Source organism: Affinirhizobium capsici (assembly GCF_977018625.1).
The window spans coordinates 311,384-324,340 of the sequence record NZ_CDRNXD010000004.1 but is presented as its reverse complement, the minus strand read 5'-3'; the positions used below and the strand labels follow the sequence as shown (position 1 = coordinate 324,340).

Genomic DNA, 12,957 nt, shown 5'->3' with positions numbered 1-12,957 from the left:
AGCAAAAAAGGCTGCCCCGAAGAGCAGCCTTTGCAGAAGAAGCCTTGATTAGCGGCTGGGAATTGGGCGATTGACCACTTCTACCAGCTGTTTGTGGATCAGCTCGTTGCCAGCCACCACACTCCGGTGCTCGAAAATATCCGTGCCGCCATTCATGTTGGACGTAAAGCCACCCGCCTCCCGGATCAGGATCAGGCCAGCGGCAATATCCCATGGCGAAAGATCAACTTCCCAGAACCCATCCAGGCGACCGGCAGCAACATAAGCGAGATCAAGCGCGGCGGCACCGAAACGGCGAACACCTGCCACCTCACCCATGACATGACGAAGTTCCACCAGGAACTTGCCGTGATTGCCCCGGCCCAAATGCGGTACACCGCAGCCAACGACACAGTCAGACAGAACGCGGCGCGCTGCAACACGGATACGGCGATCGTTGAGAAAAGCGCCACCGCCCTTTTCAGCCGTGAAAAGCTCATCCGTGGCCGGGTTGAAGATCACACCGGCGACAATCTCGCCGTTGCGCTCCAGCGCGATGGAGACTGCAAATTGCGGAATACCGTGCAGGAAGTTCGTCGTGCCATCCAGCGGATCAACGATCCAACGATGCGCACCGTCTGTCCCTTTTTCTTCCTGGCTTTCTTCACCCAGGAAACCATAGGTCGGGCGCGCCTTCATGAGCTCGTCATAGACGATTTTTTCTGCCTTCAGATCAGCCTGAGAGACGAAATCGCTTGGTCCCTTTACGGATACCTGCAGGTTCTGAACTTCGCCGAAATCGCGAGAAAGCGATTTGCCTGCCTTGAGGGCAGCCTGAACCATGACATTGAGAAGAGCAGAACGGGCCATCTGGGAATCCTTGGGATAAAGGCGGGCGTCCCCAAGCCATCAGGGACCTGTGCATACGTTTTTTCGTGATTAGGCGGCTTCAGAACCACAAAATCGCGGGAAATTCAAGTCGCAACAGCCAGCGTGTCGTCAGCCACGGCGAAAACGGTTCGCGGCATCGATCGCCTTTTTCTGCTGATCCTCATTAATGCCGAGGTAAAAATCTTCGAGAACCGGATCGGGCAGACCGGCACGGCGCGACAGAACATACCATTTTGCCGCTTCAACCGGATCAGGCCGTGTGCCAAGCGCGTTGATGTACAGGTGAGCAAGCTTGTTTTGCGCAACCACATTGCCACGAATGGCCGCCACGCGCAGCCAATCGAAACCCTGGTCGTAATCGCGAGGACCACCAACACCATTGACGAACCAGATGCCCATATCCAGTTGCGCCGTATCATAGCCCGCCTTCGCTGCCCGCAGCAGCCAATCGCGCGCCTTCGACTTCTTATCCGCCGGTATGTCGGGAATGGCCAAGTAAAGCTGGGCGACAGCATATTGTGCATCCGCAATGCCCTGCTCGGCAGATTTTTCATAAAATGGCAGCGCGAGCTTCAGGCCCTTGTCACCCGGATTGTCGGCAATCAGGATCTGTCCCCAATTGAACTGTGCCGATCCATTGCCCGCTTCGGCAGCACGGCGCATGAATTCATCGGCCTTGGCCTTATCATGCGGCACGTCGCGCCCCTGCATGAGCATTAACGCATACTGGAACATGCCTGCCGGATCGCCACCCTCCGCCGCCTGCTTGAACCAGAAAGCGGCCCCCTTGGCATCATGAGCAAGGCCACGCCCCTGCATCATCATGGTTGCTACCAGCGTCTGGGCGGCGGAATCACCTTTTTCGGCGCGGGGTAAGGCCTTGTCCAAGGCGGTGCGGTAAAGACCGCGTTGGTAGGCACCGTAGGCCTCGTCAATCGGCCCCTTGTATTCCTTCTCAGGCGGCAGTGGTGGAAGTGTTGTTCCCATGCGCTGCAACAGCGTGATCCCGCTAGAAGGGTAAGCCTCATCTGTTGGCCGCTCGCCCTTTTGAGCGTTGGGCGGCACCTCATCCTGCTTTTTCAGCGGATCGGCACCCTGCTCGACCGGCCGGGTAACAGCCCGCTCAGAACCTTGCGCCAACATCGAAGATGGCAAAATCAGCCAGAGCGCTGAAAGCGCACAGGCATGACGAAATGATATCCAACGGGTGAGAGAACGACGCATGCGGACCTTCAAGCGTCAAACCGTGGCGCTTTTTCGTCCAAAATGGCATTCGCTTGCGCAACCGCTGCAGCAGCGCCCGCTGGACTGGAAAAAATAGCCAAACGCAGGGCAACGAATTCAGCACCTGTGGCTGCGACTTCCTCAACGCTGGCCACATCCGTGCCGCCCATCGTGATGCAAGGAATTTCCACCATGGATGCCCACCATTCCGCCAAAGCAAGGTTCTTCGGATGCGCCTCTGGCTTAATATCCCCATCGATCCGACCGAAGAAAATATAGTCGGGCCGCAATTCACCCACTTCAAGGGCGGCATGCCTATCCTTGGCAGAGGCGGAACCAACAATGAGCTTTGGCGAGAACTTTTCGATGGCTTCGCCGAGTTCCTCTATCGATCCCGTCAGATGGAGGCCATCAGCCTTGGCACGACCGGCCACGCGAGAATCCCCACAGATCAGCGCTGCCGCGCCCGCTGCCTGAACAATCGGGACGAGCCTTTCCGCACGGGCCTGAAAAGCGCTGTCATTGGAATCGTATTGCGGAATGATGACGGAAGCGACATCCCCGCCTCGCAGAGCATGACCAAGCTCTTCGGCCAAGGCTGCCTCATCCTCACCTTCCGGCACAATGAGGACAAGTCTGCATCGATCTTCAGGAAGTGCCATGGTCTAATTCCGATCCGTCTGACTGATTTCTTGGCATGTCTCTGGTTCAACATCTATATTTGCTGAAATGCAAGTTGATGCGACCAGGCCTCGCCTTATTTCCAAGAGTCCGATAGACCGGACAGGCCCCGCAATCAACCGCCATCCTGCCATGCTCTCATTGACAATGCCCGATCCTCTCTTTTTTGCCGCCGCAATACCAGCGGTGGCGCTTGTTGGCTTGTCGAAGGGGGGCCTCGGCGGTGCCTTCGCGCTGATGGGCGTTCCTCTTCTGGCACTGGTTGTGACGCCGGTGGATGCCGCAGCCATTTTCCTGCCTATCCTGATCGTAATGGATATGGTGGCCCTCTATGCCTGGCGTCATTTCAACGACCGCAAGCTGATGTTCATGATGCTGCCTGGCTGCCTCATCGGCATTGCGCTCGGCTGGGCAACATCGGCCTATGTGCCCGACGATGCTCTACGCTTCGTCATTGCGATGTCGATGATTCTGTTCGCACTGCGGTACTTTTGGGATACTTATGGCCCGCAAAAATCAGAGCCTTCCGGCCCGCAGAAACACAGAGGCGGCCCGGCTCTCTTCTGGGGTACACTTTCCGGCTATGGCAGCTTTGTTGCCCATGCAGGCGGCCCGCCCTTCCAGATCTACGCGCTACCGCTGAAGCTGGACCCGAAGGAATACACCGGCGCGAGTGTGCGGCTGTTTGCCCTTGTCAACGCAGTCAAAGTCATTCCCTACGTGGCACTGGGCGCACTCGACAGCCGCAATCTCGCAACATCTGTCACACTCTTGCCCGTCGCCTTTTTATCGACCATTGCAGGTGCGTGGATTGTTCGCCGATTGAAGCCGGAAGTGTTCTATCCGCTGGCCTACGGGCTGGGGCTGCTGGCCGCTTTGAAGCTGCTATATGATTCACTTCCGCTGTAGGACTTGCTGAAATTCCGCACTGCACAAAATCACTTGTGGGGTTTCGCAACTTGACGTAGCATCATCCCCATGACGACCGATCCTTTCGCAGCCATTGCAGACCCGAACCGGCGTCATCTGCTGGAAGAGTTGAGGCGTGCTCCCCGTACAGTCAACGAGCTGGCAGAGGGACTGCCCATCAGTCGGCCAGCCGTTTCCCAGCATTTAAAGGCGCTTCTGGATTGCAACCTCGTGACGGTGACATCCGAGGGAACAAAGCGGATCTATTCCGTCAACAACAAGGGCTTTCACAAGCTCAACCTGTGGCTTGACCAGTTCTGGGCGTAAAGCAGGCTTTGCTTGCAAAAACGCCGCCCCCGGTATCGGACCTTGAGAGCGGCGTGCGACAATCGAAAACTCATATACGATCGCGATTGCGTCAGTGCCTTGTCTTTTTCAGGCGTTCCAATTCGTCTTTCAGGCGCAGCTTACGCCGTTTCAAATCTGCAATGTGAGTGTCATCAGAGGATGGAGACGCAAGAACCGACTGGAGCTCCTCCTCAAGAGCGCCGTGTTTCTTCTCGAGCGATGCGATATGAGCCTGAATGGTCATGTGGCACGTCCTTCCTTTTTTCTCCGGCCACGAGCTCCCCTTGAGCCCATGGCTTTTGGTTTGCGAAGGAATTGTGACATGATCCGCCCGCTTTGTCGAAGGCGAAATCGTGACAACTCGAGGGCAAATCGATGGTCTTGTTTAAACAGAGATAAACTTTTGCGGAAACCGGCGTGAGTGTGGCCCGCCACAGAACAGACGAAGCAAAAGTGGCAAATACCAACCTCGTGTGCAGCTTGGAAAGTGTAGAGGCATCGCAGAACCGATTCGCAACATCGGAACCCCAGGTCGGGATTACCCGCATCTGCCGCAACTCGTTAACGGTGCCCCGCACTGTTGGTGCATTTCCATAAGTTTTACTCTGGGCTCTACTAGTCGTTCCCTGTGTTTGGTGGTAGGAGCTTGCCTGCATTCCCCGGCGATACAAAGACCGGATTGAAGATGGGGACAAAAGACAAGATGGCCGATCAGGAACAGGCGGATATCAGGCTGGCGCTCGCTCGTTTGCGCCAGGAGCATGAAGATTACGATGCCGCCATCAACGCTATGATCGCGACAGGCTGCGAAGCCCTTCGTATCCAGCGCATGAAGAAGAAAAAGCTCGCCATCAAGGATAAGATGACCAGCCTGGAAGACCAGATCATTCCAGATATCATCGCGTGACGGAGGATAGCAGCGTGCCGCAGGAGAGACCCCCGGTCGCCATTATCATGGGTAGCCAATCGGATTGGGAAACCATGAAGAATGCCGCAGACACGCTGGATGCGCTGGATGTGGGCTACGAAGCCAGAATTGTCTCCGCTCATCGCACGCCGGACCGCATGTTCGCCTTTGCCAAAGGCGCGCGGGAAGAAGGCTTTCAGGTGATTATAGCGGGCGCCGGAGGCGCAGCCCACCTGCCCGGAATGGTTGCAGCCCTGACGCCACTGCCGGTATTCGGCGTCCCGGTTCAATCTCGCACCATGTCTGGCACAGACAGCCTTCACTCCATCGTGCAGATGCCCGCCGGCATTCCCGTCGGCACGCTGGCCATTGGCCGCGCCGGTGCAGTGAATGCAGCCTTGATTGCAGCCGCCGTTCTGGCGCTTTCCGATCCCGACCTGGCAGACAGGCTCGATGAGTACCGCGCACGCCAAACCGCGTCCGTGGCAGATTATCCTATCGACGAGGCGCCATGACGCTTTCTACCATCGGCATTATCGGCGGCGGGCAGTTGGGCCGCATGCTGGCCATGGCCGCAGCGCGGCTGAATTTTCGCACCATCATTCTTGAACCGCAGGCAGACTGTCCGGCAGCGCAAGTTGCAAACCGGCAGATCGTTGCCGCCTACGACGACCCCGCGGGTTTGGCGGAATTGGCTGCGGCCTGCGATGTCATCACCTATGAGTTCGAGAACGTGCCTGTGGAAGCTGCCCAGACACTGGCCGCCAGCAAGCCTGTCTATCCACCAGCCAAAGCGCTTGAAGTGGCGCAGGACCGCCTGGTCGAAAAGCAGTTTCTCAATAGCTGCGGCATAGAGACCGCCCGTTTTCATGCGGTCGACAGCCAGGCAGATCTGGAAGCAGCGCTTTCCGATTTTGGCGGCAAGGGCGTGCTGAAAACACGGCGTCTCGGCTATGACGGCAAAGGGCAGAAGGTTTTCAAGGGAAGCGACGAGCGTGCCGATGGCGTTTTCGAAGCCATGGGCAATGTGCCACTGATTCTCGAAAGCTTCGTTGCGTTTGAGCGGGAAGTCTCGGTCATTGCCGCGCGCGCCGTGGATGGCACGATCAAGGCTTTTGATCTGGCTGAAAACGTTCATCTCAATGGCATTCTCCACACATCCACGCTTCCGGCCCGCATCAGTGCTGAAACGGCGCACGCTGCGAGAACCGCAGCCGAACGCCTGCTCTCCGGCTTAGATTATGTCGGCGTGATCGGCATGGAATTCTTTGTCATGTCCGATGGCGGGCTTATTGCAAATGAAATCGCGCCCCGTGTTCACAATTCCGGCCATTGGACGGAGGCGGCTTGCGTGGTCTCGCAATTCGAACAGCACATTCGCGCCGTGGGAGGTTTGCCGCTTGGCGATCCTGCACGTCATTCGGATTGCGTCATGACGAACCTGATCGGCGATGACATCCATGACGTGCCGCAGTGGCTCTCAAAGAGCAACGTTCTGGTGCACCTTTATGGTAAGGCAGAGGCGCGAGCTGCGCGAAAAATGGGTCACGTTACCCAGCTTTTGCCGTGAAAAGCCTTGGGAGCAAGGGGATGTGCGGTTGACAGGGGCATGGTGAACCTGTATCTCCCCTCCCATCCTAAAGAGCGCGCTACATGGCGCGCTTTTGATTGTCAGAGACATGGGGCTTTTTAGCGCCCTGCAATACGCGGACCAGAACAATGAAGATCAAGAACTCGCTTAAAGCGCTTAAGGCCCGTCATCGCGATAACCGTCTGGTTCGCCGCAAGGGCCGCGTTTACATCATCAACAAGCAGAACCCACGCTTCAAGGCTCGTCAGGGCTGATATCGGCGGGCTGTTCATCAGCCCAGCATCACGTTGTCGATAGCGTGTGATTTTTGGTTTGAAAGTCGGCGCATGCGGTTTAAGTCTACCGTATGCGCCGATTTGTTTTTGCAGCCTTGCTCATTCCGCTCTCTTTGAGCCCCCTCTCCGCTTTTGCGGAGGAAAAGCCCGTGATTGAGCCGCAGGCTCCTGGGTCAAATGATCTACAGCCAGGTGACCCCGGGCAAGCTGATCCGGGAACAACCGGCTCCAGCGCACCGCGTGCGGCTGCTCAGCCGTCGGAAAAGCCACAACAAGATTCGGCGCAAAATCTCGACCCGAAGGCGCGGCAGAACAAGCTGTTCGATTCGCTTCGCCGTGAGCGCGATCCGGATAAGGCCAAGGAAATCGCAGGCCAGATCATCACCAACTGGAATGATTCCGGCAGCGCCACTGTGAACCTTCTCATGCAATGGGCAGCCAAGGCCGTGGCGGACAAAAAGAATTCTGCGGCGCTCGATTTTCTGGACGAAGTCACTGTGCTTGATCCTTCCTATACGGAAGGCTGGAATCGCCGCGCCACCCTGCATTACGCCATGGGCGATACGCGCAAATCCATGGCCGATATCAATCAGGTTCTTCAGCGTGATGCGCGACACTTCCCGGCCATTGCTGGCATGGCGACAATTCTGATGGAAAATGGCGAAGACGAGCTGGCGCTGCGGGCTTGGGAGCGATTTCTGGAAATCTATCCAGCGGAACGCGATGCTCAGGAGAACGTTACCAAGCTCTCCGAGAAAATTGCCGGTAGCCGCACCTAACGCCGAGGCCTCCCCTGTCATACATTGTTATCGCGATCATTATCGTCGTCGCCCTTTTTGCGGGGCTATTTGGTTTTACGGAATGGAAAGCAGCCTCAATCGAGCGTAGATTCCCTAATATCGGCACGCTCACCGATGTTGGTGGCTATAAACTCAATTCGCTGCATATACCTGCGGGACCGGATGCCGACCTGCCGCCCATCGTCTTCATTCATGGTGCCAGCGGCAACTTGCGGGATCAGGAAGCCGCCTTCCTTGAGCCACTGAAGGGGCGCGCGGACCTTCTCTTCGTCGATCGCCCCGGACATGGCTATTCCGAGCGCGGCGGACCAGAAAATGCCTATCCCGATGGACAAGCGACCGCCATTTCCCAACTCATGGAAAAACTGGGAATCAGAAAAGCCATCATTGTCGCTCATTCCTTCGGCGGTGCCATTGCCGCCAGCTTTGCGCTGAACCATTCTGACAAGGTAATCGGCACCCTGTTTCTTTCACCTGCCACACATCCATGGCCAGGCGGCATAGATTGGCATTACCGTCTTACCTCAACGCCCATTATTGGCTGGCTGTTCAGCCACACGCTTGTCATGCCTGCCGGACTGTCGCTCATGGATGGCGCAACCAAGGCTGTCTTCGCGCCCAATCAAAGACGTGAAACTTATGTTGAGGAAGGCGCACCTGCCTTGGTTCTTCGGCCATCGGCCTTTCAGAGCAATGCTGAAGATGTCGCCAATCTGCTTGACTATGTGAAGCGCGCTTCTCCGGGCTATACGGAGATCCAGACACCGGCGATCATCATTACCGGCGATAGCGATCCTATTGTTCTTGCCAATATTCACTCGATCGGCCTCAAGCGCGACATTCGCAATTCCGAACTGATCTGGCTCAAAGGTGTAGGCCACAAGCCAGATTATGTGGCGACCGACCTTTGCATTGCGGCAATAGAAAAGCTCTCCGGCAAATCGCGGGATCTGGAGGCCATGGCTCTGAAGGTGGATACACGCATAGCAGGCGAAGCCCGCAAGCCATAACAGGCTCTTGACCGCATCACGTGAATGTTCTTTATTTGTTCCCGCGAGGGGAACAACCATGGATCTCAAACATTTGAATGACATTATTGTTGAGGCGAAGCGCACAACCTATGTCGGTGGGGGGCGCCGAACCATGCCATCCAGACCGGGCTCCTATGAGCTTGCTTGGCATCAAGGTGATTGGCGTTATCTCGACAGCTATTTCGGCGGCACCAATTTCATCGGTCAAGAAGTGATTTGGCACCAAGGAAAGCCAATCTGGGGCATGAACTACTATGGCTATGTCCTTCGCCCAGACCTCATTGATGCTGAACGCGCGGGACAGACGATCAAATCAGCATTGACCACGCTCTATGAGCAGCGACGATTTCTCGGCGGGTTTGAATGGGATGGGCCTCATGGCACCTATACTGACAACAACACCGGCAATGCCGCGTATTTCACGGGTGTAGAAACCATTGCAGTGAAAGGTGAAAAGGCATACGCGCTCGATTACTGCGGCGGGCTCATCAAAGCCTGATATGACCTAAAGCAGGTTGCGGCTGATCAGCCTCATGCAACGTGCTTTAGCTTCTTGTTTTTATGCATGTCGTCATCGCAATACCGCTGCTTACGAATGCGCGCCATGCTTTAGGCCTCATTATTTTAACGCAAAACGCCCGAACTCTCATCCGGGCGCTTTTTAAACTCTCAAGAAGCTTTGTTATACGCCAGACTGACCATCAGGCCCAATATAGGCGATACGAAGCATGTTCGTGGCACCTGGAGTGCCAAGCGGAACACCCGCTGAAATGATGATGCGGTCACCCGGCTTGCCGAAACCTTCCGAAGCCACGATGCGACATGCCTTGTTGACCATATCATCGAGATCGCTTGGCTCTTCCGCGACCACGCAATGAAGACCCCAGCACACGGAGAGACGGCGGGCCGTCTGCACCACGGGAGACAGAGCAATAATTGGCACCTGCGGGCGCTCGCGTGACGCACGAAGGCCCGTCGTTCCAGACGAGGTGTAAGTAACGATGGTCGATAGATTAAGCGTTTCCGCAATCTGTCGGGCAGCCAGTGAGATCGCATCGGCACCAGTCGCTTCCGGCGATGGGCGCTGCGCATAGATGATGTTGGAGTAATACGGGTCCTGCTCCACCGTGTGGGCAATGGATGCCATGGTGGATACAGCTTCGACCGGATACTGACCCGATGCTGATTCCGCCGAAAGCATGATGGCATCCGCACCTTCAAAGACGGCTGTTGCAACGTCTGAAACTTCAGCGCGGGTCGGAACCGGCGCGGAAATCATGCTTTCCAGCATTTGGGTGGCAACCACAACCGGCTTGCCAGAGCGACGGCAGGCACGCGTCAACTGTTTCTGAATGCCAGGGACAGCTTCCAGCGGCATTTCCACGCCAAGGTCACCACGCGCAACCATCAATGCGTCGGAAAGATCGATGATCTCTTCAATGCGCTCAATAGCCTGCGGCTTCTCGATCTTGGACATGAGACCCACGCGACCCTTGGAAATCTTGCGCACTTCTGCCAGATCTTCCGGGCGCTGCACGAAGGAAAGCGCCACCCAATCCACCTGATCCGTGGCAAGAACGGCATCGAGATCGGCGCGATCCTTGTCGGTCAGTACACCAACGGCGAGCAGCGTATCTGGAAGGCTCACGCCCTTGCGATCGGAGATGGAGGTTCCTGCCACGACGGTGCAAACAATGCTCTTGCCGTCGCATTTTTCGGCGCGCAGCATCAGCTTCCCATCGTCGATCAGCAGCCGGTCACCCGGCTTTACGGATTCCAGAATTTCCGGATGCGGCAGGAAAACGCGCTTTTCGTCCCCCGGCGCTTCATTATTGTCTAAAGTAAAAGTCTGGCCAGGAGCGAGCGTCACCTTCGTATTGGCGAACTTGCCGACGCGCAGCTTGGGACCCTGCAAGTCGGCGAGAATGCCAATGGGGCGACCATTGCGAGCTTCGACGGCACGGATACGCTCAATCAGCGTACGCATGACATCGTGGCTGGCATGGCTCATATTGATGCGGAAGAGATCGGCACCTGCCAGATGCAGTTTTTCGATCATCGCCTCGTCAGAGGATGCTGGACCCAGCGTTGCGAGGATCTTTACTTTGCGATTACGCTTCATCACTTCTGGCCTTCTTGCGTACCGGGCGTGTCAGACAACTGGACCATCCAGCTTCCCTGACGGCCCGTGTCATATTCCTTGAACCCCATGCGCTGGAAGCCGCGGGCGAAGCAATCGCCCACGCCGGTGATCTTGAACTCGTTCTCGGCAACACACATGTTGACGTCGCCGGTCCAACGACCGCCCCGCGCGGCATCTTCCGCGTAGAGGTAATAGTAGCGGGATTGTAGTTCACCCTCGATCAGAGTGGCGCAACTGGAAGCAGGCACCTGCCACCAGCCTTCAGAAATCCAGCCTTCCGTGGCGCGATAACCAATGGCAACGCCCACCAAATTTTGCGTGCCGTTGCATACACGGAAATCGGCATGGGCCGGGGCGGCCGCCAAAAGCATCGGTGCACTGACAACAACAAAGGCAAATGCCGGCATGAACTTGAGAATGGATGAGAAAAACTGTTTCGACACGGCTTCCGCTGGGACTCCATGAGAGATGATCTGCACTGTCTTCGCCCGCAACCTTCGGAAAGTCAATCAAATCTAATCGATTAAATGGCCAATGGTAGCGGTTGACTTTCTGAACCCGGCGCTTGCACCACTCATAAAAGCCATGCCATCAACACCTGAACGTTGATGAAGCAGGCAGGCAGTAACGGCTATGCAAGAATTCGAATCGCATGAGGTGATAGCAGGAGATCATGACAAAGGCATGGTTCTTCTGGCAGATCACGCCACGAACAGGCTACCCGCCCGCTATGGATCACTAGGCTTGGATGAAGCCGCATTTCGCCGCCACATCGCCTTTGACATCGGCATTGAGGGGCTCACGCGCCAATTGGCAGCACGTCTTGGCGTCCCTGCGGTCATGTCGTGCTTTTCGCGCCTTCTGATCGATCCCAATCGCGGCGAGGATGACCCCACGCTCATCATGAAGATCTCTGATGGCGCTATCGTGCCGGGTAACTATCCCATCACGCAAGCGGAGTGGGATTATCGGCTGGATACGTTTCACCGCCCCTATCACAAAGCTGTGGATGCGATGCTGGCACAAGTGGCAGAGCAAACCGGCAAGGCGCCTCTGGTTCTCTCCCTCCACTCCTACACGCCAGCCTGGAAGGGTGTGCCGCGCCCATGGCATGCCGCGGTGCTTTGGGACACGGACCACCGCGCTGTGCGACCGCTGATTTCGCTGCTGGAAGCGGAGGGCGATCTACGGGTCGGGGACAACGAACCTTATGATGGCGCTCTGAAAAACGACACGATGTACCGCCACTGCATGCGGCGCGGCATTCCCCACGCGCTGCTTGAGGTTCGGCAGGATTTGATCGGTGACGATGACGGGATTGCGCAATGGGCCGACCGCCTAGCTCCCATCTTCGAAACAATGAATGCCATGCCGGAGCTTCACGATTATCAACTCTTCCAATCCCGCACCGGCCCCTATTCCGATAAAGCTGAGGTTAAATCATGAGCGAACTCACTGAGCAGCAGAGAACAGAACTGGAAGCCGCCGCCTTTCGCAGATTGGTGCAGCACTTGCGGGAACGCACGGATGTTCAAAACATAGACATGATGAATCTGGCTGGCTTTTGTCGCAACTGCCTTTCCAACTGGTATCGCGACGCAGCAGAGGAAGCTGGGCTGTCGGTTTCGAAGGACCAATCCCGTGAAATCGTTTACGGAATGCCCTACGAGCAATGGAAACAGCAATATCAGGCGGAAGCAACCGAGGCGCAAAAGACCGCCTTTGAAACCTCCAATCCGCATAAATCGTAAGCCCATTCGCGAATGGCCTTGACCTTGCCATGAGTTCACGGCACTTGAACGCGCAATCGCCGGGGTGTGAAGCGCCTTAGGCAAAGAGAACAGCAAAGGCTGATATGGCCTGCGCGGAAGATTTACATCCTCAATTTGACAGGAGGCCCCGATGTCTGATGCTCATGGCGTCGCCCGCGACCAACTCCGCGCCTTTGTCGAGCGCATCGAGAGACTGGAAGAAGAAAAGAAGACCATCGCCGACGACATCAAGGATGTCTATGGCGAAGCAAAATCGATGGGCTTCGATACCAAGATCCTGAAAAAGGTCATTGCGCTGCGCAAGAAGGACGAGCAGGAGCGCATGGAAGAGGATCTGATCCTCGATACCTACCTGCAGGCTCTGGGGATGGTCATTGCCCCTGCTGACGAAGCAGCCTGATCAAGA

General features: G+C 56.4%; 18 protein-coding genes. 12 read left to right on the top strand and 6 right to left on the bottom strand.

Annotated features, from left to right (window positions below):
- Nucleotides 1-48: 48 nt before the first annotated feature.
- The 3 genes from AC0JZ1_RS04935 to AC0JZ1_RS04925 all read right to left on the bottom strand — a co-directional run bounded on the left by AC0JZ1_RS04935 (nucleotide 49) and on the right by AC0JZ1_RS04925 (nucleotide 2,756).
- Nucleotides 49-849 carry an inositol monophosphatase family protein gene (locus AC0JZ1_RS04935; protein WP_471881309.1) on the bottom strand — a complete coding sequence of 267 codons (801 nt, stop codon included), beginning with the start codon at nucleotides 847-849 and terminating at the stop codon, nucleotides 49-51.
- Nucleotides 850-978: 129 nt separating this feature from the next.
- Entirely contained in the window at nucleotides 979-2,013 is a 1,035-nt protein-coding gene (locus tag AC0JZ1_RS04930) for a tetratricopeptide repeat protein (RefSeq protein WP_471883360.1), read from the bottom strand.
- Nucleotides 2,014-2,102: 89 nt separating this feature from the next.
- Nucleotides 2,103-2,756, bottom strand: coding sequence for a thiamine phosphate synthase (locus tag AC0JZ1_RS04925; protein ID WP_471881308.1), 654 nt, complete (start codon nucleotides 2,754-2,756; stop codon nucleotides 2,103-2,105).
- Between the two features lie 166 nt (nucleotides 2,757-2,922).
- Between AC0JZ1_RS04925 and AC0JZ1_RS04920 the strand changes: the two genes are divergently transcribed.
- A complete protein-coding gene (locus AC0JZ1_RS04920) occupies nucleotides 2,923-3,684 on the top strand; it encodes a sulfite exporter TauE/SafE family protein (RefSeq protein ID WP_471881307.1) in 762 nt (253 codons plus the stop codon).
- 69 nt (nucleotides 3,685-3,753) lie between these two features.
- On the top strand, nucleotides 3,754-4,011 hold the full coding sequence (locus tag AC0JZ1_RS04915) for an ArsR/SmtB family transcription factor (protein WP_471881306.1): 258 nt from the start codon (nucleotides 3,754-3,756) through the stop codon (nucleotides 4,009-4,011).
- A 91-nt stretch (nucleotides 4,012-4,102) separates the two neighbouring features.
- On the opposite strand, the gene AC0JZ1_RS04910 is transcribed toward AC0JZ1_RS04915, so the two are convergent.
- The gene (locus AC0JZ1_RS04910; protein WP_377398429.1) at nucleotides 4,103-4,276 is read right to left on the bottom strand and encodes a YdcH family protein; all 174 of its coding nucleotides are present in this window, start codon (nucleotides 4,274-4,276) and stop codon (nucleotides 4,103-4,105) included.
- A gap of 459 nt (nucleotides 4,277-4,735) precedes the next feature.
- Between AC0JZ1_RS04910 and AC0JZ1_RS04905 the strand changes: the two genes are divergently transcribed.
- The 7 genes from AC0JZ1_RS04905 to AC0JZ1_RS04875 all read left to right on the top strand — a co-directional run bounded on the left by AC0JZ1_RS04905 (nucleotide 4,736) and on the right by AC0JZ1_RS04875 (nucleotide 9,135).
- Nucleotides 4,736-4,939: a YdcH family protein gene (locus AC0JZ1_RS04905; RefSeq protein WP_377398426.1), complete on the top strand. Its 204-nt coding sequence runs from the start codon at nucleotides 4,736-4,738 to the stop codon at nucleotides 4,937-4,939.
- Nucleotides 4,940-4,953: 14 nt separating this feature from the next.
- The gene (gene purE / locus AC0JZ1_RS04900) at nucleotides 4,954-5,454 is read left to right on the top strand and encodes a 5-(carboxyamino)imidazole ribonucleotide mutase (RefSeq protein ID WP_471881305.1); all 501 of its coding nucleotides are present in this window, start codon (nucleotides 4,954-4,956) and stop codon (nucleotides 5,452-5,454) included.
- Nucleotides 5,451-6,509: a 5-(carboxyamino)imidazole ribonucleotide synthase gene (locus AC0JZ1_RS04895; RefSeq protein ID WP_471881304.1), complete on the top strand. Its 1,059-nt coding sequence runs from the start codon at nucleotides 5,451-5,453 to the stop codon at nucleotides 6,507-6,509. The genes purE and AC0JZ1_RS04895 overlap by 4 nt, the downstream gene beginning before the upstream one ends.
- A gap of 149 nt (nucleotides 6,510-6,658) precedes the next feature.
- The gene (ykgO, locus tag AC0JZ1_RS04890) at nucleotides 6,659-6,784 is read left to right on the top strand and encodes a type B 50S ribosomal protein L36 (protein ID WP_003497670.1); all 126 of its coding nucleotides are present in this window, start codon (nucleotides 6,659-6,661) and stop codon (nucleotides 6,782-6,784) included.
- 92 nt (nucleotides 6,785-6,876) lie between these two features.
- The gene (locus AC0JZ1_RS04885) at nucleotides 6,877-7,584 is read left to right on the top strand and encodes a tetratricopeptide repeat protein (protein WP_471881303.1); all 708 of its coding nucleotides are present in this window, start codon (nucleotides 6,877-6,879) and stop codon (nucleotides 7,582-7,584) included.
- A 14-nt stretch (nucleotides 7,585-7,598) separates the two neighbouring features.
- Nucleotides 7,599-8,615, top strand: a complete 1,017-nt coding sequence (locus AC0JZ1_RS04880; protein WP_471883359.1) for an alpha/beta fold hydrolase — start codon at nucleotides 7,599-7,601, stop codon at nucleotides 8,613-8,615.
- A 58-nt stretch (nucleotides 8,616-8,673) separates the two neighbouring features.
- Nucleotides 8,674-9,135 carry a DUF5680 domain-containing protein gene (locus AC0JZ1_RS04875; protein ID WP_471881302.1) on the top strand — a complete coding sequence of 154 codons (462 nt, stop codon included), beginning with the start codon at nucleotides 8,674-8,676 and terminating at the stop codon, nucleotides 9,133-9,135.
- Nucleotides 9,136-9,318: 183 nt separating this feature from the next.
- On the opposite strand, the gene pyk is transcribed toward AC0JZ1_RS04875, so the two are convergent.
- Together pyk and AC0JZ1_RS04865 are read right to left on the bottom strand one after the other, a co-directional pair.
- Entirely contained in the window at nucleotides 9,319-10,758 is a 1,440-nt protein-coding gene (gene pyk / locus AC0JZ1_RS04870) for a pyruvate kinase (RefSeq protein WP_471883358.1), read from the bottom strand.
- Nucleotides 10,758-11,186 (bottom strand): DUF1036 domain-containing protein, encoded by a 429-nt coding sequence (locus AC0JZ1_RS04865; protein WP_471883357.1) that lies wholly within the window; start codon nucleotides 11,184-11,186, stop codon nucleotides 10,758-10,760. Before AC0JZ1_RS04865 ends, pyk begins: the two co-directional genes overlap by 1 nt.
- 226 nt (nucleotides 11,187-11,412) lie before the next feature.
- Here AC0JZ1_RS04865 and AC0JZ1_RS04860 point away from each other — a divergent pair, with 226 nt between their 5' ends.
- From AC0JZ1_RS04860 to AC0JZ1_RS04850, 3 genes are all read left to right on the top strand, one after another.
- A complete protein-coding gene (locus AC0JZ1_RS04860; RefSeq protein ID WP_471881301.1) occupies nucleotides 11,413-12,225 on the top strand; it encodes an N-formylglutamate amidohydrolase in 813 nt (270 codons plus the stop codon).
- On the top strand, nucleotides 12,222-12,530 hold the full coding sequence (locus AC0JZ1_RS04855; protein WP_471881300.1) for a DUF1244 domain-containing protein: 309 nt from the start codon (nucleotides 12,222-12,224) through the stop codon (nucleotides 12,528-12,530). The genes AC0JZ1_RS04860 and AC0JZ1_RS04855 overlap by 4 nt, the downstream gene beginning before the upstream one ends.
- 151 nt (nucleotides 12,531-12,681) lie before the next feature.
- Nucleotides 12,682-12,951 carry a DUF2312 domain-containing protein gene (locus tag AC0JZ1_RS04850; protein WP_062555709.1) on the top strand — a complete coding sequence of 90 codons (270 nt, stop codon included), beginning with the start codon at nucleotides 12,682-12,684 and terminating at the stop codon, nucleotides 12,949-12,951.
- The last annotated feature ends 6 nt before the right edge of the window (nucleotides 12,952-12,957 follow it).